Origin of the sequence: Nocardiopsis alba, assembly GCF_000710955.1 — a bacterium.
In the GTDB taxonomy this organism is placed as follows: Bacteria; Actinomycetota; Actinomycetes; order Streptosporangiales; family Streptosporangiaceae; genus Nocardiopsis; species Nocardiopsis alba.
Map to the genome: position 1 here is coordinate 108,563 of NZ_BAZE01000005.1, position 23,877 is coordinate 132,439.

The 23,877-nt window shown below is 71.2% G+C and carries 19 protein-coding genes and 1 other RNA gene; 7 read left to right on the forward strand and 13 right to left on the reverse strand.

Annotated elements, in window-relative coordinates:
• Nucleotides 1-52 precede the first annotated feature (52 nt).
• The 6 genes from TR33_RS11130 to TR33_RS11150 all read right to left on the reverse strand — a co-directional run bounded on the left by TR33_RS11130 (nucleotide 53) and on the right by TR33_RS11150 (nucleotide 11,061).
• Entirely contained in the window at nucleotides 53-1,072 is a 1,020-nt protein-coding gene (locus TR33_RS11130; RefSeq protein WP_042283021.1) for a cell envelope lipid trafficking protein PgfA, read from the reverse strand.
• The gene (locus TR33_RS11135; RefSeq protein WP_042283022.1) at nucleotides 1,069-5,532 is read right to left on the reverse strand and encodes an alpha-(1->3)-arabinofuranosyltransferase; all 4,464 of its coding nucleotides are present in this window, start codon (nucleotides 5,530-5,532) and stop codon (nucleotides 1,069-1,071) included. The genes TR33_RS11130 and TR33_RS11135 overlap by 4 nt, the downstream gene beginning before the upstream one ends.
• Nucleotides 5,529-6,860 (reverse strand): glycosyltransferase family 4 protein, encoded by a 1,332-nt coding sequence (locus tag TR33_RS11140; RefSeq protein WP_042283024.1) that lies wholly within the window; start codon nucleotides 6,858-6,860, stop codon nucleotides 5,529-5,531. The genes TR33_RS11135 and TR33_RS11140 overlap by 4 nt, the downstream gene beginning before the upstream one ends.
• Before the next feature lie 357 nt (nucleotides 6,861-7,217).
• On the reverse strand, nucleotides 7,218-7,358 hold the full coding sequence (locus TR33_RS26870; protein ID WP_014910046.1) for a hypothetical protein: 141 nt from the start codon (nucleotides 7,356-7,358) through the stop codon (nucleotides 7,218-7,220).
• Nucleotides 7,355-9,208: an MmpA family trehalose lipid delivery protein gene (locus TR33_RS11145; RefSeq protein ID WP_042283027.1), complete on the reverse strand. Its 1,854-nt coding sequence runs from the start codon at nucleotides 9,206-9,208 to the stop codon at nucleotides 7,355-7,357. The genes TR33_RS26870 and TR33_RS11145 overlap by 4 nt, the downstream gene beginning before the upstream one ends.
• Nucleotides 9,208-11,061: a GDSL-type esterase/lipase family protein gene (locus tag TR33_RS11150; protein WP_042283030.1), complete on the reverse strand. Its 1,854-nt coding sequence runs from the start codon at nucleotides 11,059-11,061 to the stop codon at nucleotides 9,208-9,210. Before TR33_RS11150 ends, TR33_RS11145 begins: the two co-directional genes overlap by 1 nt.
• A 153-nt stretch (nucleotides 11,062-11,214) precedes the next feature.
• Between TR33_RS11150 and TR33_RS11155 the strand changes: the two genes are divergently transcribed.
• Nucleotides 11,215-12,120: a hypothetical protein gene (locus tag TR33_RS11155; protein ID WP_042283231.1), complete on the forward strand. Its 906-nt coding sequence runs from the start codon at nucleotides 11,215-11,217 to the stop codon at nucleotides 12,118-12,120.
• A 27-nt stretch (nucleotides 12,121-12,147) separates the two neighbouring features.
• Here TR33_RS11155 and TR33_RS11160 read toward each other — a convergent pair whose 3' ends face one another.
• On the reverse strand, nucleotides 12,148-12,663 hold the full coding sequence (locus TR33_RS11160) for an NADPH-dependent FMN reductase (RefSeq protein ID WP_014909830.1): 516 nt from the start codon (nucleotides 12,661-12,663) through the stop codon (nucleotides 12,148-12,150).
• A gap of 628 nt (nucleotides 12,664-13,291) precedes the next feature.
• Between TR33_RS11160 and nagA the strand changes: the two genes are divergently transcribed.
• The 5 genes from nagA (at nucleotide 13,292) to TR33_RS11185 (ending at nucleotide 16,930) form a co-directional block, all read left to right on the forward strand.
• Nucleotides 13,292-14,425, forward strand: a complete 1,134-nt coding sequence (gene nagA / locus TR33_RS11165; RefSeq protein ID WP_017533543.1) for an N-acetylglucosamine-6-phosphate deacetylase — start codon at nucleotides 13,292-13,294, stop codon at nucleotides 14,423-14,425.
• A 102-nt stretch (nucleotides 14,426-14,527) separates the two neighbouring features.
• Nucleotides 14,528-14,836: a hypothetical protein gene (locus TR33_RS11170; RefSeq protein ID WP_014908392.1), complete on the forward strand. Its 309-nt coding sequence runs from the start codon at nucleotides 14,528-14,530 to the stop codon at nucleotides 14,834-14,836.
• A gap of 113 nt (nucleotides 14,837-14,949) precedes the next feature.
• Nucleotides 14,950-15,456: an SRPBCC family protein gene (locus tag TR33_RS11175; protein ID WP_042283032.1), complete on the forward strand. Its 507-nt coding sequence runs from the start codon at nucleotides 14,950-14,952 to the stop codon at nucleotides 15,454-15,456.
• A gap of 50 nt (nucleotides 15,457-15,506) precedes the next feature.
• Nucleotides 15,507-16,181 (forward strand): DUF6891 domain-containing protein, encoded by a 675-nt coding sequence (locus tag TR33_RS11180; protein WP_026124818.1) that lies wholly within the window; start codon nucleotides 15,507-15,509, stop codon nucleotides 16,179-16,181.
• Nucleotides 16,178-16,930, forward strand: coding sequence for a helical backbone metal receptor (locus TR33_RS11185; protein WP_017533539.1), 753 nt, complete (start codon nucleotides 16,178-16,180; stop codon nucleotides 16,928-16,930). The genes TR33_RS11180 and TR33_RS11185 overlap by 4 nt, the downstream gene beginning before the upstream one ends.
• Before the next feature lie 9 nt (nucleotides 16,931-16,939).
• On the opposite strand, the gene TR33_RS11190 is transcribed toward TR33_RS11185, so the two are convergent.
• The 3 genes from TR33_RS11190 to TR33_RS11200 form a co-directional block, all read right to left on the reverse strand.
• The gene (locus TR33_RS11190) at nucleotides 16,940-17,662 is read right to left on the reverse strand and encodes a DUF2812 domain-containing protein (RefSeq protein WP_042283034.1); all 723 of its coding nucleotides are present in this window, start codon (nucleotides 17,660-17,662) and stop codon (nucleotides 16,940-16,942) included.
• Entirely contained in the window at nucleotides 17,659-17,991 is a 333-nt protein-coding gene (locus TR33_RS11195; protein WP_017533537.1) for a PadR family transcriptional regulator, read from the reverse strand. Before TR33_RS11195 ends, TR33_RS11190 begins: the two co-directional genes overlap by 4 nt.
• Nucleotides 17,992-18,147: 156 nt before the next feature.
• Nucleotides 18,148-19,350 carry an MFS transporter gene (locus TR33_RS11200; protein ID WP_042283035.1) on the reverse strand — a complete coding sequence of 401 codons (1,203 nt, stop codon included), beginning with the start codon at nucleotides 19,348-19,350 and terminating at the stop codon, nucleotides 18,148-18,150.
• Between the two features lie 59 nt (nucleotides 19,351-19,409).
• Between TR33_RS11200 and TR33_RS11205 the strand changes: the two genes are divergently transcribed.
• A complete protein-coding gene (locus TR33_RS11205; protein ID WP_234305824.1) occupies nucleotides 19,410-20,402 on the forward strand; it encodes an ArsR/SmtB family transcription factor in 993 nt (330 codons plus the stop codon).
• A gap of 65 nt (nucleotides 20,403-20,467) precedes the next feature.
• Here the strand turns inward: TR33_RS11205 and ssrA are convergent.
• The 3 genes from ssrA to smpB all read right to left on the reverse strand — a co-directional run bounded on the left by ssrA (nucleotide 20,468) and on the right by smpB (nucleotide 23,847).
• Nucleotides 20,468-20,839: a transfer-messenger RNA gene (ssrA, locus tag TR33_RS26000) on the reverse strand.
• Nucleotides 20,840-21,365: 526 nt separating this feature from the next.
• On the reverse strand, nucleotides 21,366-23,345 hold the full coding sequence (locus tag TR33_RS11210) for a penicillin-binding transpeptidase domain-containing protein (RefSeq protein WP_042283039.1): 1,980 nt from the start codon (nucleotides 23,343-23,345) through the stop codon (nucleotides 21,366-21,368).
• 37 nt (nucleotides 23,346-23,382) lie between these two features.
• A complete protein-coding gene (gene smpB, locus TR33_RS11215; RefSeq protein WP_014911332.1) occupies nucleotides 23,383-23,847 on the reverse strand; it encodes an SsrA-binding protein SmpB in 465 nt (154 codons plus the stop codon).
• Nucleotides 23,848-23,877: the final 30 nt, after the last annotated feature.

The window sequence follows — 23,877 nt, forward strand, 5'->3', positions numbered from 1 at the left end:
CCGGGAGCACCACCGGCCCCGAGACGGTACCCGCCTCCCGCTCCGCGCGGGTTCAGCCGGCCTCGACCGGGGTCGGTACGGTCGCCTCCTCCTCGTCCCGTCCCGTTCCGGGGTCGTCCTCGCCCCGGGCCCGCCAGGCCTGGACCAGGCCGAGCAGGATCGCGAGGGCGCCGAGCGGACCGGCGGCCCAGGGAACCCACAGGTCCACCGCCCTGAGCAGCAGGGACCGGACCCGGGCCCCTTCGACCAGGGAGGCGACCTGCCCCTCGGCCAGGGAGAGCTCGGCCTCCAGCAGGGAGACCTTTCCGGAACCGTTCAGGGGACGCAGGGTCTCGGAGCGCTCCTCGGTCATGTTCACGACCGCCCCGGTGGTCGGTTCCACCCAGAAGGTCCGTTCCAGCTCCAGCCAACGGGTGGCCTCGACCGTGCCCCGGGCCCCGCCGTCGAACAGGAACGCGGGCACCTCCCGTGCCGATTCGGGGACCTGGGTGGGCGGCACCGTCTGCGTGTAGCGGCGGACCGCCAGCCCTCCGACCTCGTCCTCCTCGTCGAACCCGACGGAGGGGGCCGAGCGCATCTCGGCGTCGTAGAAGGAGTGGCCGTCCTCGGGGGCCCCGGCGGGCCAGTTCAGGACCAGACCGGCCTGACGGACCGCGCGGTCGCCGTCGACGTGTTCACCGCAGCAGTTGACCGCGCGTCCGGTCTCCCGGTCCACGATGACGCGCCGGCTCCAGTGGTCGATGATCCGGTCGGAGACCGAGGTGTCGACCGTCATCTCCCAGGCGGACCAGTCCGCCCCGTGGAGCGAGGCGTCCACCCGGGTGGCCCGTTCCACCTCGACGTTCTCGTGGTTCTGCCATGTGGCGGTGTCCAGGTAGGCGGCGTCCGAGGCGGTCATCCTCAGGGTCTGTGAGAACTCGCCGGGGATCAGCGCGACCCGGTCGTGCACGTACAGCGGCAGGAGGAGCGCCAGGGTCATCAGGAACGCCCCGGCGGCCACCAGGAGTGTCCCCTTGGGCGGTGACGCGGAGAGTCCTCCGGGCGCCCGCCCCATCTGGGAGAACGTGCTCACCCGCGAACCTCCTCGACCTCGTGCGCGCCCTCGGGCCCCGGTTCCCCACCGTCGTGGTCGGGCCCGATCCCGTCACGGCCGCCCTCGTCCGAGGGCGGCCCGTCACCGGGTCCACCGTCCTCGTCGACGTCGGGAAGGCGCGACGGTCCCTCGACCGTCGTCTCGTCCACCTCGGATCCGGATCCCGTCTCCTGTTCGATGCCGGGCTGCCCCAACGCCAGGACCAGCCGGGCCATCGCGGGCAGACAGAGCACCTGGGGCACCCAACCGCGCAGAGCCGTGCCGAGCGTCTCGGTGACGTCGTGGAAGGGCATGTTCAGGGCCAGGTGGGTACCCGCGGCCGTGGCCAGCCCGGCCAGGGTCAACGACACCGTCACGACCCAGGGGCCGGCCAGGTGCGGCAGCATCCGTCCGCCCAGGGAGGGACGGCCCGGTTTGGCGTGGCGCAGTCGCCCCGGAGCACGGCGCGACAACCACCAGATCGCCGCCAGGATGGTGCCGACCAGGGCGGCTCCGGCCCAGCCGGCCACCCACACCCCGTAGGCCAGGCCCAGGGGCAGGACCACCCGACGCGGCAGCCGGCCGGTGCCGGCGGTCGGCAGGCTCCGGGCACCGCGCGACGGCTCCTCCGCCGTGCGCCGACCGCCGGGCAGCAGGCGGCGCGGCCAGGCGACCAGGATCACCAGCAGGGCGGCGAGCCCGCCGCCCACGGCGAGGACGCGCTGGTAGAGGGTGTCCGGGGTGTAGGTGAGGGTGACGGTGCCCGCTGTGCCCCCGGGCAGCTCCCAGGCCTGTTTCCACCCCTCCAGACGGACCGGTTCCAAGGGGCCGTCGATTCCGTCGACCCGGGCCTCCCAGCCCTCGTTGAAGTTCTCGTTGACCACGAGCAGGCTGTCCTCGTCGACGTCCACGTCGAAGCGGCGCTCTCCCGGGCCCCACGAACGCAGGGTGTCGACCTCGGCCATCCGGACCTCGGGGCGTTCGGCCACGGAGTCCCCGACGGTCTCCACCAGGGCCGAGCGGACCTGGTACCGGTTGCCCGGGTCCACGACCACGCGGTTCTCCCCTTCGGAGAGGTCGAGTTCGGTGCAGGCCTCATAGCTCAGCGGACGCCCGTTGAGCTGGTCGGCGAGGGTGCCCTCGCTGATCCGGGTCTCCACCCTCTGGTCGTTGACCCGCAGGGTCGGGCCCAGCCCGCAGGCGGTGGAGACGTCGGCCTTCGGCGCCGGGTCGACCGGTTCCACCCCGGGCAGTTCGATGGTGCCGATCTCCAGGGCCTGCCCCTCGGGGCGTTCGAAGGTCAGACGCAGGGAGGAGGTGGTGAGCGGGGCGAATTCGACGCGCTCGCTCCCGTCCAGCCAACCCTCGCGGACGGTGTCGTCGCCCTCGATGGTGACCTTGATCGGACGCATCACGCTGTCCGCCCGGGGGAACTCCACGTCCAGACGGTCCAGGGTGGTGGCCTCGCCCAGCTCGATGTCCAGCCAGGGGTTCTTCTCCTCCGGGTCCGGATACCAGACCGTGGCGGGGTCGTCGTCGAGCGCCCCGCGCCCCATGGCGGCGGGGTGTCGGACCGCGGTGGAGGATCCGGTCACGTAGGGGGGTCCACTCGCCCGGTTTGCAGCGTTCTCCGCCTCGCGCGGGTCGGTCAGGACCACCTGTCCGGAGATCCGGTGCGGGACGGCGGCGGACTCGGCGGACAGTTCGAAGGTGCGGTCCAGGCGGCCGGAGTCCTCACCGCCGACCTCCAGGTCCTGGTTGCACACCCACACGTTCGAGCCCTCCATGCAGCCGGGGGCCGTGCCGGTGGAACCGGTGAAGAGCAGCGTTCCGGCGTCGGCGGGGCCGGGGACGTCGAGGGTGCGGGCGGCCTCCAGTCCCGGGATCTCGATGGTGGAGATCCCCACCCGGGTACCGAACCGGTACTCCGGTTCCCAGGCGAGTTCGTCGACCCTGATGCGCAGGCTGGACGTCATTCCGGGCGGGGCGTTGAGCCGTTGCGGCTCGTCGGTCTCGGCGACGGCCGCCTCGGTCCTGCCCTCGTCGGTGATGAGGGTGACGCGCGAGGGCGGCGGCTCTCCCGGAAGCTGTTCGAAGGCCACGTTCAGCCCGTCGAGGTCGCGGGGTTCGGTGAACTCGACCTCGATCCACTGGCCGAGGGCGCCCTCGAAGGCGCTGGAGCGCCAGGCCGTGCCCGGGTCGTCGTCGAGCGCGGCGTAGGGCGCGTGGCCCGGGTCCCGGTCGCCCGGCCGGACCTCGACCCCCGCCTCCGATGTGGAGGCGGTGACGCCGGCGATACCGATGTCGCGCGCGTGGGCGACGTACTCCTCCCAGGCCGGGTCGAGGACGTCCGGGGCGGGGACGTCGCGTTCGTACTCCTGCTCCTCGGTCATGGTGCCCGAGACGTTGCGGCGCACGTCGGAGTAGACCACCTCGCGTCGGCGCGCTGTGTCGGTGACGATCGTGTCCTCGGCCGCGACGGCGTCGGCTCCGGGGTCGTCTCCCAGCAGGATGGGGCGGTCGTCGTCGACCAGCCCCTGTTCGGCCAGGTGCAGGACGGACTCGGGGCCTCCGGTGACCCGGAGCGTCTCGTCGGCGGGCACGGTGCCGACCGTGGGAGCGGCGTCCTCCACCTCGTAGACGGTCAGGGACGGGTAGGCCTGGTCGAACCATTGGGAGGCGGAACGGTGGTCGAGGGAACCCACGACCGGCCCGAACTCGGCCGCCTCGGAGATGCCGGGCGAGTTCCGCAGGGTCTGGTGGACCCGGGAGGGCCAGCCGCCGTTGTTGCCCACACGCTGGAGGTCGTTGCGGACGACGAGGTGGGTGACGCCCAGGCGGGCCAGGGTGGCGGCCAACCCCTCGGATCCGCGCCCGGAGGAGACCCGTTGGTCGATCTCGTGGTTGATGCGGGAGATCCCGGAGGAGCCCCAGGGGATGATCTGGTGGTTGGTCCAGGCCCCGGAATAGAGGGGCTGGAGGGGCTCGTCGAGGGGGCGACCCCATTCGTACTCGCCCCGGGCCGAACCCGGCAGGGCCATGGTCATACCCGGGTCCCCGGCGTTCTCCTCCAGCCAGTCGACCGCCTCGTACCAGTACTCGGGGATCTCCTCGAAGCCTCCCCTGGGTGCGACGCCGACCGTGGCGAGGGGGGTGAGCGTGATCAGGAAGACCGCGGCCCCGGCACCGGCGACCACGCGGCGTACCCGACCGGAGACGGCCTCGCCCCGGCGGTCGGCCAGGTCGCGGGCCACCACGACGGGCAGGTGCGCCAGGCCCAGGACGATGGGCAGCCGGATGAGCGCGTCGAACTTGTGCACGTTGCGGAAGGGGGAGAGCGCCCCGTCGAACAGCTCCCGCATCCAGGGCGCGAAGGGCCCGGTGAGCGCTCCGGTGTAGCCCGCGACCACGATGGCGGTGCCCACGAGGACGCTGGTGATGAGGAAGAGGCGTTCGGGGGTGCGCCGGTTGATCAGCCCGGCCAGGCCGAGCCCGGCGACCAGCGCGGTGACCGCCACCAGCCACGGGGTCAGCGAGAGCTCCGCGCCCGCGGGCAGGGCGGTGTTGCCCATGTCGGGCAGGAAGCCCATCCAGTTGGAGGTGCCTCGCAGGGCGTTGAACAGCGAGGTGATGCCGGTGGTGACGGCCGCGTCCTCGGTGTAGGGCATGAACGAGTACACGTACCGCGCCATGATGAACAGCGGCGCGATGTACCAGAACGAGGCCAGGACCAGGGCCACCGACCACCAGGCGATGAGCCGTCGTTTGCGCGGGCCCCGGGCCCGGGTGATCAGGTACAGGCCGGGGACGACCAGCACGGCCAGTTCCGAGGCGGCGTTGGTGCCGCCGCACATGAGGAAGGCCAGGCCCGACAGCAGGGCCATGCGCGCCGGCGGGTATCCGTGCCGGGCGCCCAGGATCAACGGCAACAGGATCCACGGCATGAGCAGCATGGGCTGGAGCTCGGCCGAGTTGTAGGACAGCAGGGTGAGGACGCGCGGGGCCAGGGCGTAGGCGACCCCGGCCACGATGCGGGTGTTGACGGTCCCCAGGCCCAGCGCCTCGGCGACCTTGTAGACGCCGAGGAAGGCCGCGATGAGCAGGACCGCCATCCACAGCCGCTGGACGAGCCACTCGGGCATGCCCAGGGTCTCGAACAGCAGGTGGAAGGGGCCGTTCGGGAAGAAGTACCCGTAGGCCTGGTTCTGGAGCTGCCCGAAGTAGGAGGCGTCCCACAGGTGGAACGCGCGCTCCATGAACCCCAGCGGGTTGATCGTCAGGTCGAGCTTGGTGTCGCCGACGATCCGGCCGGGGTCGATGCTGGCCGCCAGCACTCCCAGAAGCAGACACACCGCGAGGACCTTGAGCCGCGACCGCAGCCCCTCGTCCGGTCCGCCGGGGGCGGACGGTGTTCTGGAATCCTCCGGTTCGCGCCTGGCGGTGGATTCCGCCGAAGTCACATCTTCGCTTTCTTGCCTGCTGCCGGGTCGGAGGTGTCCATGGTGGGGTCGATGCCGAGTTCCGTGGCGACGAGGCGGGTCATCCGAGCGCCGCCGGCCTCCCAGGTGAACCGGGACGCCCAGGCGCGGCAGGCGCGACGGACCTCCTCGGCCCGTCGGGGATCGGACAGTTCCCGCAGCGCCCTGGAGACGGTCTCGGCGAGGGTCTCGCCTTCGCGGACGAGCCAGCCGGTCTCACCGTCACGGACCGAATCGCGCAGTCCGTCCACATCGTAGGCCACGGTGGGCACGCCGAGCCGCGCGGCCTCGATGACCGTCAGCCCCCATCCCTCGAACTCGGAGGCGGTGACGTGGAGGTGGCAGGAGGACAGGACGGCGTTCTTGTCCTCCTCGGAGAGGAAGCCGTGGAGGTCGACGCGGTCGTGGAGTCCGTCCCGCTCGACCTGTTCGGCGAGGTGGGCGCCTTCGGGGCCGCGTCCGATGATGTGCACGCGCAGGCCCGGATGGGTCTCGGAGAGGGAGCGGGCCAGGTCGACCACGCGGGAGACGCGCTTCTGCACCACCAGCCGTCCCAGGCTGACGACGGTGGGGGCGGCGTCCGGCGCGGGCCCGGGCGGCAGGGGTTCCAGGGCGGGGCCGCCGTTGTGGACGATCTCGATGGGGGCGCGCCAACCGAGCTTGTCGCGCATGGCGGCGCGGGAGGACTCCGAGACGGTGACGGTGGTGCAGTTCCGGTAGACCCGGGAGGCCACGGTCGACTCCATGAACCGGCCGAACCAGGCCAGCGGCGGCGAGAAGTAGGCGTCGAACTGGAGGTCGTGGACGTGGTGCACGATGCTGACGACCCGGGTCTCCCGGCGCAGGACCAGACGGGAGAGGAAGGGGATGCCGTTCATGCAGTCGAAGGCCAGGTGGTACTCGCGTCTCCACAGGGCGAGCCAGGCCATGACCCGCGGGTAGACGGTGAACTTTCCGCCCATGCGACGGATGACGATGCCGTCCTTGGTCTCGACCCTGGCCTGGTGGGGTTCGCGTGCGGTGAGGAAGGTGACGATGGCCCCGCGTTCGGCGAGGTGCCGGCTGATCCGCCAGGCGTACTCCTCGGCCCCGCCCGCGGTCGACTGCCAGGGGTCGCGCCAGTTGATCATGACGATGCGGACACCGTCGAGACGCGGTCCGAGGTCGACGGGCGGCTCCTGTTCTCCGGTCTTTCCGGGGATCGCCGTCTCGTCGGCCTCCGCCGGGGCGGGGGCGGGGATGGCGGCCGGGGCCGTGGGGGCCGTGGCGTGTCCGGGCTCCGCCCGGTGGGGGACCTTCTGGAAGACCACACGCTCTCCTTCCGCGCGGTGTCCGGTTCCCGGGAGGGGATCGCCACGCTCCGCGTGCGGTCGATCTCGGTGAGCGAGCGCTTCGGGGAGGGGTCGAGCGCACGCCGAACGGGCCCGGGGGCCGGACGTCAGTGGGGTGGGCGGTCGTCCCGGGGAACGAACGCGAGGGGTGTCGGCGGGTTCGGGTTCCCTCCGTCGGGCCGGTGGACGAGGTCCGGACGCGTGGGGCGCCCCACCGGCGGCGGGGCGCCCGCCGGACCTCGGGAACCCGACGTCCAGGTCGCCCTTTCCGGTGGGTTCCGCGCCCGTCAGGGACCGGTCGAACCGGTACCGACGGTCACGGCCGGAGAGGGCTTCCTAGCGATCGCCGTAGTTGTAGAGGGTTTCGTTCACCGGTTCCGCGGTGGCGGTCGACTCGGTGGCGAGGTTGGTGACCATCACGGTGGTACCTCCCGCCAGAGCCGCACCGATCACGCAGGCGGCGATTACCTTGATCACTTGGGGATCTCCTTCCGCGCGCCCCGGTCCGTTCTGGGTTGGGGACGCTGGAAACCGAGACTAGAACCTGATCTAGCCATAGACCAGATGATTGCCCCAACTGTAACTAACCCCCCGGTAACTTCCAACCCCGAGATGCCCTCTTTATCCACGTTCATGTGCTGGTCTCGTACTTCCAGAAGGGTCATATCGTCCCCCTGGACCACCATCTCCAAGCCTGGGTAATCAGATGAGAACCGGTTATCGACAGGGGCCGAGACCGCCACATGGCTCACCCCGAGCGAGGACAGGATCTCCGCCCACTCCCCCGGATCGGCCGTGGGCATCCCCGTACGCGGATCGGGTTCGAGCAGGCGGGCCGCCTCCCGGGCGCGGGCGTCCTCCCCGGCCACCACCACGGTCCCGCCGTCGGGGGTACCGACCCGCAGATCGTCGTTCCAGACGGTGCGCCGGTCGAAGAGCCGGGTGGCCGGATCGAGCACCACCACCGGCCTTCCCGACCACTCCACCCCCCGGTAGGCGCTCCAGGGCAGGACCAGCACGGCCCCGGAACCCGGATCGGCGGCCACCGCCTCCTGTGCCCTCGTCCACTCCCGGGGATAGTCGACCGGGACCAACCCGCCGCCGGCACCCCACGCCAGCCCGGGCAGGACCACCACCGGCCCCAAGGCCACGAACACGGCGACCATCGTGCGCACGAGCCCGACCTCGGAGACGTTCCGGGACGGCCCGCTCCCCCGTCGCGCGTCCTCCGAGAACCCGCGCAGCAGCCACACCAGGACGGCGCCCGACCCGAGCGCCTGAAGCAGGGCGAGCGGGGCCACGTACAGTTGTCCGTCGCGCAGAAGACCGAACCCCGGCCACCAGCCGATCAGGGCGGTCAGCACCTCGTGCCCCGGGCCGGTCGCCCCGGCCAGGGCGATCGTCGTCCCCGCCACCGCGGCCACCGACAGCCCCGCGGCCATCGCCGGACGGTGGCGACGCGCCCACCACACCCAGCCGGCCAGGGACACCGCCACCAGCAGCGCCCGGGCCGCCGCGGCCACCGGCTCCCCGTACCCGGGCGGCACGGCGCCCGCGTTCCACACACCGCCCGACAGCAGCAACGAACCGAGCACGCCGAAGGGTGTGTCCGCCCGGGCCGCGAAGGCCTCCACCCCCGCCGGATCCGTCGTCGCCCCACTGGTCAACGAGGGCACCAGCCAGGGCAGGGACACCAGGACCAACGCCGCGACCAGCAGCCCCGCGGTCCGCCACCGGCGAGGACCGAGCAGCGCCTGCGGACCCGCGGTCAACGCGCTGAGCGCCACCGACGAGAAGCCGCCCACCGCGGCGGGGATCAGCGCGCGGATCATCCCTGCCAGACCCCGTGAGGCCGGCTCCGTCGACGCCCGGACGACCGCCGCCAGCACCCAGGGCAGCCCCGCGTATCCCAGGAGGACCGCCCACTGCCCCAACAGCAGCCGTTCGGCCACGAACGGGTTCCACACGTAGGACAGACCGGCGGCGGCACCCGCCGCCGCCCCGACCACGTCCGGCCCTCCCGCCGCGCGCACCGCCCCGGACAGGATCCGGAAGGCCCCCACGAAGCCCAGGACGAACACCGCCGCCAGGGCCAGGGACTGCACCACGTCGCCCGGCAGGACCAGGGACAGAGCGGCGACCACCGCGTCGCTGGGCATCGCCCGGGGGAAACCGTCCGCGCCCGCCAGCACGGTGGTGAGCGAGAGGTCGGGCACGAAGACCATGTCGTAACGCAGCACGTAGCCGGGGCCCAGGGCGGGCCCCAACGCCGCCACCGCCGCCAGGGCGCCCAGGAACCAGGGCAGAGCACGGAAGAGGAACCCCATCAGCGCTCCGCGAGGACGAGGACGTCGGAGAAGCCGCCCTCCACATGATCACGGTGGGAACGCACCACGATCTCCACCGGGCCCGGCACCGAGACCGGCCACCGGGTCGTGTCCCCCTGGGAACCGAGGGAACGCCAACCCTCTCCGTCCTCGGGTCCCCGGTCGTCCCGGGGGAAGCAGGAACGGCCGGGATCCGGATCGGGCCGCACGGGCGGGGCCGGAGGGGTGGGGGGCGGCTCGATCACGGGCGGAGGCGGATCCGGGCGAGGCGGTTCCGGAGTAGCGGAGGGCGACGGCACGGGCTCCTGCGGCACCTCCCCCTCGGGCCGTTCGTCGTCGAGCGTTCGGGGCCACCCGACGGGACGGCGGAAACGGTCCAGCGGGACGCACTCCAACCGACGGACCCACACCTCGTAGTGACCGGCCTCGTCCACCTCGTCCCAGACCGCCACGGTCCCGCTCTCCTCGACACGGAGCCCCGTCGGCCCCGGAGGCGGATCGTCGTCCCACGTCAGTCGGAGAGGCTCGGAGGCCGCGCCCTCGTCCCGTCCTCGGTAGGTACGGACCGTGAACTCGTAACGGGCGCCGCTGAACAGGGAATCGACGAGGATCGACCGTTCGTCGTCGTCCCGCTCCACCTCGATGGGCAGGACGAAGGGGTCGTCGGGTTCCGGTTCGAGCCGACGTTGCACCACCCGATAGTCGGTGGCGCCGGGAACCGCCTCCCAGCTCAGGAGCAGGCCGTCATCGGTCTCCTCCGACTCGGGCTCGGGGGCGGTCAACGGCCCCAACGGGAGGTCGGGCAACGGTCGCGGGAAGCCCTCCTCCCCCACGCTCAGCGGGCCGGCCAGGGCGTCGGCGAAGGCCGCCGCGATCTTCAGCTCGCCTCGGGCGTTGGGGTGGGTGGCGTCCCAGTTGTCGTAGGCGGGCGCGTAGTCCTCCGCGGTCCGGGCGACGATCATCGGCGATCCGCTCGAGGAGAGCTGTTCGGACAGGTCGACCAGGCCGGCGTTGAACCGGTCGATCTCGGCGTTGACCCGGTCGTCCTCGTCGGTGCCGTCCACCTTGGGCAGTTCGCCCACCACGAAGCGGGCCTCGTCGACCACGACGCGGACCGTGGAGACGATCTCGGCGATGCCCTCCAGGGCGTGGTCGGCCCCGCCGCCCTCCAGGATGTCCTCGGTCCCGGCCAGCACCAACAGGTACTGGGGGTCGTGTTCGGCGGCGGTCATGGCGATCCCCTCCGACAGCTCCCGCGCGGTCGCGCCCCACCGGGCGGCGTGGTCGGTGTCGAAGTCGGGGATCGCGTACCCCTGGTCGCCGAACTCTTCGTCGTCCAGGGAGTACACGTCGTCCCTGGGACCGACGAAGTCGAAGTCGACCCCTTGTTCCCGCAGGTGGGACCAGAGGTGATAGCGCCAGGTCCGATCGCCGGCGCTGCCCTGCGTGGCCGAGTCGCCCACCAGCATGATCCGCAGTTCCCCATCGGGCGGACCCGGGACGGCGACCGGTTCCTCCGGTCCGAGACCATCGCCGCCGACCGCCCCGGCACCGGACCGGATCACCAGGAGGGTGATCGCCATGGCGGCGAGCATCATGCCGAGCAGGCCGAGGGGTCCGGGCTCGAAGCGGGAGTCGCCGGGGGTCCACAGGCGTCGCAGGCGCGGGTGTACGCGAGAGTTCAGTTCCCTGAGCCGGTCGCGCAGCGCGTCGAGGTCGAGTGGCCGAGGACGCCTGGGAGAGGACTCGGAGCCCGTCACCTCGTCGGCGACGACCTCGTCCTCGGGAGTGGCGTCCGCCTCCGGATCCCGCACCGTACCCCATCTCTCGCCGCCACCGCCCGCGATGGCCACAAGTTCTTCTCAGGTGGCCGAGCACCATTCCCCCTGCTAGGAGCACCGGGGGGAGGACACTCGCCAGACAAGACTAGAACTGGTTATATGGAGGCCGTCAACCTTCGGGCCCGATCGGGCCACGGAAATACCCAGCCGAAAGGCCTCCTCCTCGTGGTCGGACTCCTGGTCGCGCTGTTCTCGGCGGTGGTCTACACGATCGGCCTGACCGTGGAACAGCGCGCGCTGCACGGATCCGAGTCGATCTCGATCAACCGACCCCTCCACCTCGTCAGGGTACTTCTGGGCAATCCGCGGTGGATCCTCGGCTGTGCCTTCGCGGCCCTGGGCAGTGTCGGTCTGATCGTCTCCCTCGGTCTGGCCCCGGTGTCGGTGGCCCAACCCGCCTTCGCCGCCGGTGTCGCGACGACGTTGTTGATCGTCACCCTGGTCCGCGGCGAACGGATCACGCGCGGCGAGTACGTGGCTCTCGGGGTGATGCCGGTGGCGCTGGGACTGCTCGGTCTGTCGACCGTGGACGGCGCCACCACCGGGACCACCGCGAACACACCCCTGCTGGTGACCGTCAGCGTGACCACCGTCGTGGCGTGCGTGACGGTGATGTACCTCGTCGGCGGAGGCGGCCGCTACGTGTCGGCCGCCGCCATGGGCGCCGCCGCCGGTCTCGCCCAGGGCAGCGCCGGACTCCAGGGCAAAGGTCTGGGCGGGCTGCTCGCCGACAACGGGCTCTGGGCGGCCGTCGTCCCCGCCCTGCTGTCGCCCTACCCGTACCTGTACCTCCTGGGCTGGGGTGTGGGGATCGTCCTCTTCCAGACCTCGTTGCAGCGCTCCCGGGCCTCCATCACCGCTCCGGTCGCCAACGTGGTCGGCAACGTCTTCACGGTGGTGGCCGGCACCCTGCTGTTCGGCGAGAGCCTGCCCGAGGACCCGCTCACCCTGGCCCTGCGCGTGGGCGGGTTCGCCCTGACCCTGGTCGTGGTGGTGCTGGTCCGAGGCAACGTGGCCCAGGCCGAGGCCGACACCAGCCGACTACGAGGAGAGCCCGTCCGCACCGAGTGACCGGAGCGAACGGGCCCGCGTGCGCTTCTAGGCGGCCACGGAGACGGCCTGGTGCAGCCCGGGCGCGGCCACGTCGGCCCAGGCCCGGATGACGCCCTCCGGTGCCTCGACCTCGTCGGCGGCCAGTACCAGACCGGGCTCGGCGACCCAGGCGCCCAGGTCGGCCAAGAGGACGCGCAGGTCCTCCTCGATGCCGTGGCTGTTGCGCAGGTCGTCGACGACGGCCAGCGGGACCGCGACGGTGTGGCCGAGACCCAGCTCCGGCAACCGGTCCAGGAAGACCTTGAGCAGACCGGTGTAGGTGCCGTGGACCTGGGGCGAGGCGATCAACAGGACGTCGGCGGCGTGGACCCGCTCCAGGGCCTCCGTGACCGAGGCGGCGGACTCGGTGAGCAGGTCGGGGCCGAGGTCGGCCAGATCGATGACGTCGGGCTCGGAGGTGATGCCCGCACGGGCGGCGACCTCGGCGGCCGCGGTCAAGGCGGCGGAACGGGTGAAGGAACGGGGACGGGGATCGGCGACGAGCACGGTGAAGCGGGTCATGCGGAGAACTCCTGGGGTTCGGTCTGAACGAGCCGGGATCGACCGGAGGGAACGCGGGGGGCGGTGGTCGGATTCGTCGACACCGGAGAAGAACCGTGTTCCACACGTTCCGAGGCGCGGCGCGGGACCTTTGCGTCCATCGTGGTGACGCGCGTCGACTCGTGCGAAGGTGCTCATTCGGACCGAGGGTCCGGTCCCGATACGGGGCTGCTGAGCGTCCGGTGTCTGTCAGGGCACAGGGGGCACGGGTGCATACCCGTGGCGCGGGGCTCTGGGCCCCGCGAAGGCGCTAGCTACGACAGAGCGCGCTCGCCTGCTGTCGCAGATCGACATGCAGGCGCTGGACAAGCAGCTCACCGGCGGACATGCCTCCATCATGGGGCGCCCCGGCCGCTATCGTCAATGCGTGCCGTCGTCCCTCCCGCGGGGCCGACGGGCTCCGCGCGTCCCGGTCCATCTCGCGGACAACCGTCCCAGGGAGCGGAATCACCACGTTCCCCTGGGAAGACGTGACCTCGGTGGGGTGCGCACGACCCCTTCCGAACCGCCCGGTCACACGGATGTAATTTTCGACACACGATGTCCGCCGCCGAAGCGGCGGTCCTTGGACCCGAGGAGAACCCCACCGATGGCCCAGACATCCCTGACCCTCACCGGCGCACGCGTCGTGACCGCCGACGGCGTCCACGAAGGGTGGATCCGGATCGACGACGGCCGTGTGGCCGAACTCGGCACCGGAGACCCCGGAGCGGGAGAGCGGCACGACGTCGGCGGCGCCCTGGTCGCCCCCGGCCTGGTCGACACCCACGTCCACGGCGGCAAGGGGCACTCCTTCCCCGGCTCCTCCCCCGAGGGGGTGCGGGAGATCGTGGAGTTCAACCGCGCGGCCGGGGTGACCTCCCTGGTGGGAGGGCTCGTCGCCGCCTCGCCCGAGGCGACCCTCCGCCAAGTGGAGACCCTCGCCGAACTCTGCGATGAGGGCGAGCTGGCCGGGATCTACCTGGAAGGCCCCTTCATCGCCCGCGCCCGCTGCGGGGCGCACGACCCCGACCTGCTGCGCGACCCCGACACCACCGAGTTCGACGCCTGGCTGGCCGCCGGTCGAGGCCACGTCCGCATGATCACGGTCGCCCCCGAGCTGCCCGGCGCCCTGGACCTGATCCGCGCGGCGACCTCCTCCGGCGTGGTGGCCGCCGTCGGGCACACCGAGGCGGACTACGAACAGACCCTGGCCGCCGTGGAGGCCGGGGCCACGGTCGCCACCCACCTCTACAACGCGATGAGCCCCCTCAAGCACCGGGAGCCGGGGCCGATCGCCGCGCTGCTGGGCGACGAGCGGGTGACGGTCGAGCTGATCCTGGACAACGTGCACGTCCACCCGGGCGCGGCACGACTCGTGTTCGACGCCGCCGGCGCCGACCGGGTCTCGCTGGTCACCGACGCGATGTCGGCGACCGGGTTGGGCGACGGCGAGTACACCCTGGGCGAGCTGCGGGTGCGGGTCCACGACGGCAAGGCCCACGTCGTGGAGACCGGGGCGATCGCCTCCAGCACCATCGTGCTCCCCCAGGCCGTGCGCAACGCGGTGGCCCTGGGGGTGCCTGCCGAGGACGCGATCCGATCGGCCTCCTCGGTGCCGGCCACCGCTCTGGGACTGCCCGGGATCGGTGTCGTCGAGACCGGAGCGCACGCCGATCTCATCGTTCTCAATCACGACCTTTCGGTCGCTGACGTGATGTACCGGGGCAGGTGGGTGGGGTAACGGCGTGTCGTGGGCACGGTACGGACTAGTAACTTTCCTCTGGGCGACAATCGAAGGCAGGGCATCGAGGAAAGCACCGTGCTCGTCACGAAAGGATCCGCCATGGCCCAGTCGAGACAGGCGAACGACCAGCAGCCGACTCCCGTGCCCTCCGAGGAGCATGGGCACCTCGGCAAGCTCGCAGGCGAACTGTCCCGCTACGCGGTCCGTGCCGAGGTGGTGGAGGAGCCCGGATTGTGCCTTCGTGTGAGCAATCCGGAGTCCGCCCACGCGGTCGAGGACGTGATCTGTGAACGTCGGGAACACGACTACGCGTTCCTCGCCTCGTTCGGGGTCCACCTGGGGAACAGCGGAAGCGTGTCACTCACGGCCCACAAGGTCGCGTGGCTCGTGGGAGCGACCAAGGAATAGCCGGGCCCGTGTACGACGGGGGCCGCGCCCACGGGCGCGCCCCCGTCGAGCGGGTGCGGGGCGTCCCCGTGGACTTGGTAACTTCGAAGGTCCCCGGACGAACAGGATGTCCCGTGAACGCCTTCCGTTACGAGCTCGCGCCCGTCGACGAGACCTTCTTCGACACCGCTCCGATGCGGCGGCGGATCGGGCTGGAACTGGCCGCCGACCCCGACGAGGTCTGGGCGGGCCTCACCTCGCCCCGGCCTCTGTCCTGGTGCCGCGCGCTCGGCGACGTCCACTACTCCTCGGAGCCCCCTTACGGCGTGGGTACCACCCGTGAGGCGAGCGTCCTGGGCGCCTACCGGATGCGCGAACGCTTCTTCCGGTGGGACGAGAAGGCGCGCCACAAGTCCTTCTACGCCACCGAGAGCACCCTGCCGCTGTTCGAGTCCTTCGCCGAGGACTACCACGTGCTGCCCTTCGACGGCGGCAGCAAGCTCGTGTGGTCCTTCGCGTTCTCACCGTGGCGACGGCTGGACAGCGCCCTCCAGCTGGGCCGCCCCCTGGCCGACAGTCTGCTCGCCTCCCTGGTCAAGGACACCCGGGCCCACTTCGGCCCGCTCACCGAGGTCCGCTGATCCGAGGCGTCGCCCTCCGAATGTCGTCGCGCCGAGGCAGGATCTCCACCATGCGGAACCCCTTCCCCGACACGGACCCCGAGAAGGTCCTCGAAGACGTGCTGACCACGCTGCGCGCCCAGGTGGCCCTGGGCGTCCTCTCCTTCGACGCGATCGTCGACCGCCACATCGGCGACCTCGTCCTGGACGGTCTGCACAGGTACGTCCCCGACCCGACGGCGCTGCCCACCGACGACCCGGAGGAACAGCGCGCCTGGCTGATCGCCGTCCTGGACGCGGAGTTCGCCGCCGCCCTGCGTGAGCAGGACGAAGGGGAGGATCTCCTCGACTCCGAGCGGCTGAGCGCGGCCTTCCGCGATCTGGACGCGAACGGGATCCTCGCCCGAGAGGACTACGCCTGCTGCAACACCTGTGCCGTCTCCGAGCTGGCCGGCGAGGCCGGGGCCGAACGCGAGGCGCGTGAACGCGACGGTCGTCCCCCGGTCCGCGGGTACGTCTTCTACCACGCGCAGGACGCCGAGAGCCTGTTCCCCTTCCTCGGCTTCGGCTCCTACGTCGATCGCTCCCCCGAGGGCGACACCGCCGTCGGGGAAGAGGTCGTCGAGGCCCTGCGCCGCCACGGTCTGTCCCCGAAGTGGAACGGCGACCCGAAGCGGAAGATCGAGGGCCCGTCCCTGCGCCGTCGACGCACGGGACACCTGGCCCGGCATCCGAGCGCCGCGTGAGAGCCGCCGACGACCTGGGCCACCCGGTGGCGGTGCCGACGCCGCCACGACGGGTGGTGTGCCTGGTGCCCTCGCTCACGGAGGCCATCGCGCACACCGCACCCGAGGCGCTGATCGGCGCGACCGAATGGTGCGCCCATCCGCCCGGGCTCGACGTGGAGCGGCTGCGCGGGACCAAGAACCCGCACGTGCGTCGGATCGTCGAGCTCGCCCCCGACCTGGTGGTCGCCAATCGGGAGGAGAACCGGGAACGGCACGTGCGGTTCCTGCGCGAGGCCGGCGTCCCGGTGTGGGTCACCGACATCCGCACCGTGGGCGGGGCCCTGGACTCGATGGGCCGTCTCCTGGCGCTCATCGCTCCGGGATCCGAGCCCGCCTGGCTGACGGAGGCCCGCGCCGTATGGGCCGCCCCGCCCCCGGCCGAGCGGCCCCGGGTGGCCGTACCGATCTGGCGCGACCCGTGGATGTTCGTCGGCGCCGACACCTTCGCCCACGACGTGCTGACCCGGCTGGGAGCGGTGAACGTGTTCGCCGACCTCCCGGGGCGCTATCCCGAGGCGGACCCCGACGAGGCGGCCGACGCCGACCTGGTGCTCCTGCCCGACGAGCCCTACGTGTTCACGCCGGACGACGGCCCCGAGGCCTTCGACGTGCCCTGGGCGCCGGTGTCCGGACGCGATCTGACCTGGTACGGGCCTTCACTGGTCGAGGCCCGACAGCGGCTGGCCCTGGCCCTGAGACGGACCTGAGGCCCGCGGTCAACGGTTGCGGAACCTGGCCACCAGCCGGAACACGGCCATGACCACGCCCAACCCGATCGCCGCTCCGACGACGGCGCCCAGCAGCGTGGCCACACGGTCGGATCCGTCACCCTCCCACAGGGTCGTCCCGAGGAAGAACAGGGAGATCAGCACGACGACCAGGGCGACCCCGACCGACACCAGCCCTCGGGCGCTCCAGAAGAAGCTCCGGGCGGTGGGTTCGGGCCGCTCGCCCAGTTCGGCCGCAGGCCCGACCGAGGCCGCGGTGGGACGCTTGAAGTAGGCGTAGGTGAAGAAGTAGCCGAAAAGCTCCCAGCCCTCCGGTTCGAGCCGTTCCGCCGCCCGCTCGCGTTCACGACGACCGGGCGCGATCACCTGGCGGTACTCCCACACCTGCGGGGTCTCCCCACGGTGGCCGACGAAACGGCCCATGCCGTCGAGCCGCTCCAGCTCCCACCCTTGGGCGCCCATCTCGTTCATCCGGGCGTGCGCCTCGAAGGCGTCGGCGCCCCAGACCAGGGTCTCCGGGGCGGCCTCGGACTCGGAACCGGTCTCCCCCAGCAGATCGTCGGCGAAGTCCGTCACCGGGCCGAACTCCTCCTCCGGGTCCAGCCCGCCCTCCATCAGGAAGGAGGACAGGTCGTCCACGGTGGCCCGGACCCGCTCCTCGGACACTCCGCGCTCGCGCAGCAGCGCCGTCAACTCGTCGAGGTAGCTCACGAGACCCCGCCCTTCCTCAATACCTCGCGTACCGATCCGTCGAATTCCATCCATGCGGTGCCCTGCTCCATCAGGACCTCACGGCCCTGGTCGGTCAGTCGGTAGTAGCGCCGTCCCGGACCCTTCTCCGCCGCGCGGAACTCCGCGACCACCAGGCCCGCCTCCTCCAACCGGTTCAGGACCGGGTAGAGGGTGCCGCCCTTGATCCGACCGAGGCCGGACTCGTCCAGCCGGGCCGCCAGGGCGTAGCCATAGCTCTCGCCCTCGGTCAACGCCGCCAGGACCAGGAGGTCGAGGACCCCCTTCAACCAACTCGATCGACGATCCATGTGTCCTCCTTCAGGCTTCGGGGGCGATGTTCTCGAAGACGTGCCCGACCCCTCGAAGGGCGAGTGCGGGCATGGAGAACTCGGGCGACATCGACGCCTCCCAGGTAGGTCATCTGAACTACCTAGACCGTAGACCAAGCTAGTTAGGATTACAACCTATATAGCCGTGCGGACCCCTCTTCTCCCTACGAACCGGCGCCCGAACACCGCCACCGAGACCGCTCCGCCCACCCCGGCCAGAGCCACCACCAGATGCGCGGGCAGGAACTCGGCCATCGCCCCGGCCAAAGCGAACCCCGCACCCTGACTGATCATCAGCCCCGCCGATCCCAGTGAGAACACCCGCCCCCGCGTCTCCTCCGGGGCCTCCGCCAACAACAGGGCGTCCAGCGCCAGCGTGTAACCCCAGCCCAGAGCGCCCAGGGCCAGGACCGCGACCGCGACGGCCGGCCCGGGCTCCAGCACGAACAGCGTCATCGGCAGGAAGGCGACGAAGGCCAACGGCAGCATCCAGCGTCGACGCCCCTCCGCGTCCAGCAACGCCCCCGCCGCGACCTCGCCCACCACCGTCCCCACCGGACCCGCCGTGAGCAGCAGGGCCACCAGCATCGGACCACCGCCCATCGACGACGCCAACGGCGCCGCCAGCGCCTCCGGCCACACGAACAGGGCCGCGGGCACCCAGCTCAACAGGAGCACCGCGCGCAGCCCCGGCGCCCTCAAGGCCCGGAACGTCCCGCTCAAGGAGGAGGCGACCAACCCCCCGGACACCTCGCGCCCCGGACGCCTCACCGTCCCCAAGCCCACCACCAGGGCCGAGAACACCATCAACGCCGCGGCGATCGACAACGCCACCGGCGGCGAGGCCGCCAACATCAACGCGCCTCCGAACGAGAACCCACCGATCTGCGCGGTCTGGGCCGCGATCCGCAGCAACGAACGCCCCAACGGGAAGCCTTCGGGGGTGAGCACGTCGGCCAGGGCGGTCGAACGCGCCCCCGAGTACACCGGGGCGACCGTTCCGCTGACCACCAGCAACATCAGCATCACCGGGACCGGCGTTCCCGGAATCGCCATGCACGCCATCACCGCGCCACTGACCAGTTGCGTCGCCACCATCACCGTCCGGGCCGGGAAACGGTCGGCGGCCGACGACAGCAGGGAGGCCCCCAGCAGGTGGGGCAGGAAACCCAGCGCGAAGGCCAGGGACGACAACAGCGGGGAACCGGTGCGGTCGAAGATGAGGACGGACAGGGTGATCTGGACCGCCACCAGGGACAGGATCGACAGGATCTCGGCGATGAACAGAACCCGGAACTCGGGGACCCTCGACACGCCGCGGAAGGAGGATTCGGACATGTGGCCCAGCCTGGGCCGAGTCCGAAGAGCGCTCAATGGATTCGGGTATGTTCGAATCCATGCCCGGACAAGTGGTCTTCGAAAGCACGGACCTGCTGCGATGCCGCTTCGCGACCTCTCCCCTCTGGGAGACCCTGGCGGCCCTGCACACCCTGTTCGAGCCCCACCGGCAGAACTTCCACCTGCCCTGGGTCCGCTCCGTCCGGCTCCCCGACGGGGTCGACCTGTCCACGGTGCTGCTGCTGTTCCCCCGCCCCGGCTACGTGCCGGACTTCCTCTCCCCACCGCCGGAGGGACCGCTCACCTCGATCGAGGACGAACTCGCCCGGGTCCGGGCCACGCCCGTGGAGCGGGTCGACGACGAACTCCGCTCCTGCCTGCTCGATCCGCGCCGGGCCCTTCCCACGAGCGTGACCGACCCCTTCCTGGACGACCCCGCGAGCACGCGCGACTTCCTCGCCGACCTCCTGGCGCTCTGCTGGGACCACCTCATCCGGCCGCACTGGCCTCGCGTTCGCGCCCTCTTGGACGCCGACATCTCGCTCAGGGCGCACACCCTGGCCGAGAAGGGCCTGGCCGCCCTGATGACCGATCTCGACGGCCGGCTCGCCTGGGACGGGACCACCCTGAACATCGCGGAGCCCTCCGCCATCGACCGGGTACGGCTGGGCGACCGTGGGCTGCTGCTCATGCCGAGCGCCTTCGTGTGGCCCGACCTGGTGATGATCAGCGACGATCCCTGGCAGCCCACGTTGATCTATCCGGTCCGGGGCGTGGGGGAACTGTGGACGGCCGGGGAAGCTCCCCCACGGACGCTGGTCCCGGTCCTGGGCCGCACCCGGGCCCGGCTCCTGGCCCATCTGGCGCTACCGGAGACCACCGGGAACGTGGCGGCGCGGCTCGGTCTCTCCCCCGCCACCGTCTCGGCCGCTCTGACCGCGCTCCGGGGCGCCGGGCTGGTCGAGGCCCGCCGTTCGGGCCGTGAGGTGCTCTACGTGCGTTCCCCGCTGGGAACGGCGCTCCTGGGAGGGGCGGAGCGCGAGGAGGCGTGAGGACGTCCGGAAACAGCGAAAGGCCGCCGTTCGGGGACGATGTCCCTCGAACGACGGCCTCTCACTCGTGGAGGTGGCGGGAATCGAACCCGCGTCCTTCAGCACCGAGCCAGGGCTTCTCCGGGTGCAGTCCGTGGTGCCGTTCTACTCGGCCCCGACGCTTGCACGAACACATCGTCGACAGGCCCAGCCACGAAAATGTCCCACTCGGGCCCCGTGGCCTGATCCGAGCGGTGAGTCATCTGGCTGATGCCGGACCCCGAGCCGATGACGAGCTCAGGCCGACAGAGTCACAATCGCTTAGGCAGCGAGAGCGAACTCAGTGCGCTTGGAATTGGCACTTGAATTTACGTGAATGCAGGATTAACGAGGTCACAGACACAACCCTCGACCCGCTTCCCCTGGAACGACTACCGAAGTCGAAACCGATCACCCCCTGTGAAGTTGTCAAGACCACCTGGACCCGAGGGCCGGGCGGCCGACATGCGAGTGCGAACACCCGCGTATCCGTCACTCTACCCGTAGAACAGCACGGGGACCAAGCCGATTCCCGGCACGGGGAGGGAATCGAGATCGATCCCGGAACAGGGAGAAACCCCCGTGAGGCGGACACAAGAGAGGTCGACGCGGCTCACGGGGGCGGCCGGCAGGGTCGGGCCGACCTTCAGACCGGCAGGATCTCCCCCGAGATGAGGTCCTGCCTCATCGAACTGGTCCGCTACCCCCTGTCGCGGGCCCAGTCACCCGGAAAGACGCTCGCGAGGCCGTGAAGGGTTGCCCCGGGTCTCACCTCTTTTCGAACCCGTCGTCGAGATGCCCGTTCACCCGCCCTGAGATCACCCCGGTCACCCTGACCGAGGCGCTTCCCCGGGCTCTGTGAGGCACGTGAAAGACCCCCCGGGGCCGGCGTGGGAGATCGAGTCCCTCCACACCGACCCCGGGGGCCGTCGATCGCGTCATCCCCTAGTGGTCCGGCCCGGCCTCCGTACCGGGGAGGGAGTCCGGGTTCACGGCCTCGCCGAGAGGAGGCTGCTGCTGTCCCTCGACCGTCTCCTCGGTCTCCGGAACACCGTGCGCCACACCGTTGAGGAAGCCCGTGGCCGCGGTCACCGCGTACTGCTGCCACATGGTCATCTCGGGGTCGACCTCGGCGAGCACCGCGAAGGCGATGTCGCCCTGGTAGCCGACGAACCAGTGCAGGGAGGTGTCGTCCTGCTCGGCCCTGGCGGCCTGCCCGTACACCGGCTCCTCCCCGACCCCGACCTCGGGGAAACGGTTGGTGACGGCCTCGCGCAGACCCTCGCGGATCACTTCGAGGTGCGCCTCGTCCAGCGAGCCCTCGGTGGCCGGAGAGGGGCCCTCCTCGCGGACGAGGGTGGGGCCGTTCCAGGAGCCGTCGGCGATCGCGGCGGCGGCGAGGGCCATCCCGAGCGGGCTCACCTCGACGCCGTCCTCACCGATCATGGCCGCGGCCGCGTCGGCGTCACCCGAACCGACCTCGACGGTGCCGGTGGAAGTGGGCAGCGGAAGCTGCCAGTCGGCGCCCAGCCCCAGGCGCGCGGCCGAGTCCTGGATCTGTTCGGCACCGACCTCGGAGGCGACGTCGACGAAGCCGACCGTGCACAGGAAGGCCAGGTTGCGGGCCAGGTCCGGGTCCCCGGCGAGGAAACCGCCACTGGGGTTGGTGAAGGTCCGGTCGCCGACCTCGGACTGATAGTCGCAGGGCATCGGGCTGTCCGAGGTGACCGCACCCGATTCCAGGGCGGCCAGGGCCGACACCATGGTGAAGGTACCGCCGGGGCTGTAGGACCCGGTGAAGGCGGCGTCGTCGGTGGCCTGTCCGGAGGCGTTGGCCGCGGCCAGGACCTCGCCCGAAGCGGTGTCGACCGCCACGAGGTAGCCGTCGCCCGGCATGCCCTCCAGGGCGCTCTCCGCCGCCCTCTGCACGTTCAGGTCCAGGGTGGTCTCGATGCCGCCGCTGCGGACGCCCTCCCAGGACTCCAGGACCGCGGTCTGCTCGCCGTCCTCGCCGAGGGTGACCACCTGGGTGGTCGCGTTACCGGCGAGCTCGTGCTGGAAGAGGTTCTGGAGGCCGCTCAGACCGACGGTGTCGCCGGCCTGGTAGGAACCGGCCACGCGGGAGGAGACCCGGTGCTCGGCCGTACCCGCGACCTCTCCCACCAGGAAGGGCGAGACCCTCGGAGAGAGGTTGATCTCGATCTCCTCGGTCTGCACCCCGGCGATCTTGCCCGCCTCGCTCAGCAGGGTGCCGTCCACGCTGGAGTCGCGCATGAGCACCAGTGGCTGGAACTGCTCGGGCGGGGCGGAGCGCACGCGGTTGAGCAGCGGGTCGGGGTCCTCGTCGAGGAGTTCCGCCAGCTCGGTGACGCCCTCCTCCTTGTCGTCCATCTCGGCGGGCAGGACACCGAAGGCGGTCACGCTGTCCGCGGCGACGAGGGGTTCGCCCGAACGGTCGAAGATCTGGCCGCGCTCCTCGAGCTCGTAGCTGACGGCCAGCCGCTCGCCATCGTCGAGATCGGGGTGGACGACCGAGGACGACCAGTCGATCAACCAGCCCTGCGGACCGTCGGTCAACGGCATGCGGCCGGTGTAGTTCCACACCGGGTCGCCGATACCGAGGTCCGCGGAGACCTCGAACTCCGCGAGGGCCTGGTCGCCGTCACGGGTGATGGTGCCCAGGTCGAAACGGACGGAGGCCAGGTCGAGCTGGTCGTGCACGTCGGCCAGCGCCGCCTCCACCTCGGCCTGGTCGCCGTTGGTGAACCCGGCGGCCCGGGCGTGGTCCCCGTCCTGCCAGGAGAGCAGGAAGGACCTGACGGCCACCTCCGGGCTGGGGTGGGTCGTACACGCCGCGAGGGACAGGGCGACGAACAGGCCACTGCCGGCGGCCGCGATCCTGCGGCCGAGGGGACGGGGGGACACCTTGTGTGTTCCTTTCAGGCGCCTCGACGTAAGAGGGCTATCGCCGACGGCGAAGCGCGCGTTCCATGTCACGCTTGGCCTCACGTTCGGCGATCGCATGGCGCTTGTCGTACTCACGCTTACCGCGGGCCAGAGCGATCTCGACCTTGGCCCGGCCGTCACTGAAGTACAGGGACAGCGGGACCAGCGTGCGCCCGGGTTCCCGGGTCTTGCCGATCAGTCGGGAGATCTGCTCGCGGTGCAGGAGTAGCTTACGTGATCTACGGGCCGAGTGGTTGGTCCACGTGCCCTGTGAGTATTCCGGGATGTGGACGCCTTCGAGCCACACCTCGTTGTCGTGGATGTGCGCGAAGCCGTCCACGAGGGAGGCACGTCCTTCTCGGAGGGACTTCACCTCGGTACCGGTCAGGACCAGGCCCGCTTCGTAGGTCTCGTCGATGTGGTAATCGTGCCGGGCCCGGCGGTTCTGGGCGATGAGCTTGTGCCCGGTTTCCTTCACCACGGTTGTATCCCTTCATGAGTCCGGGGGGCC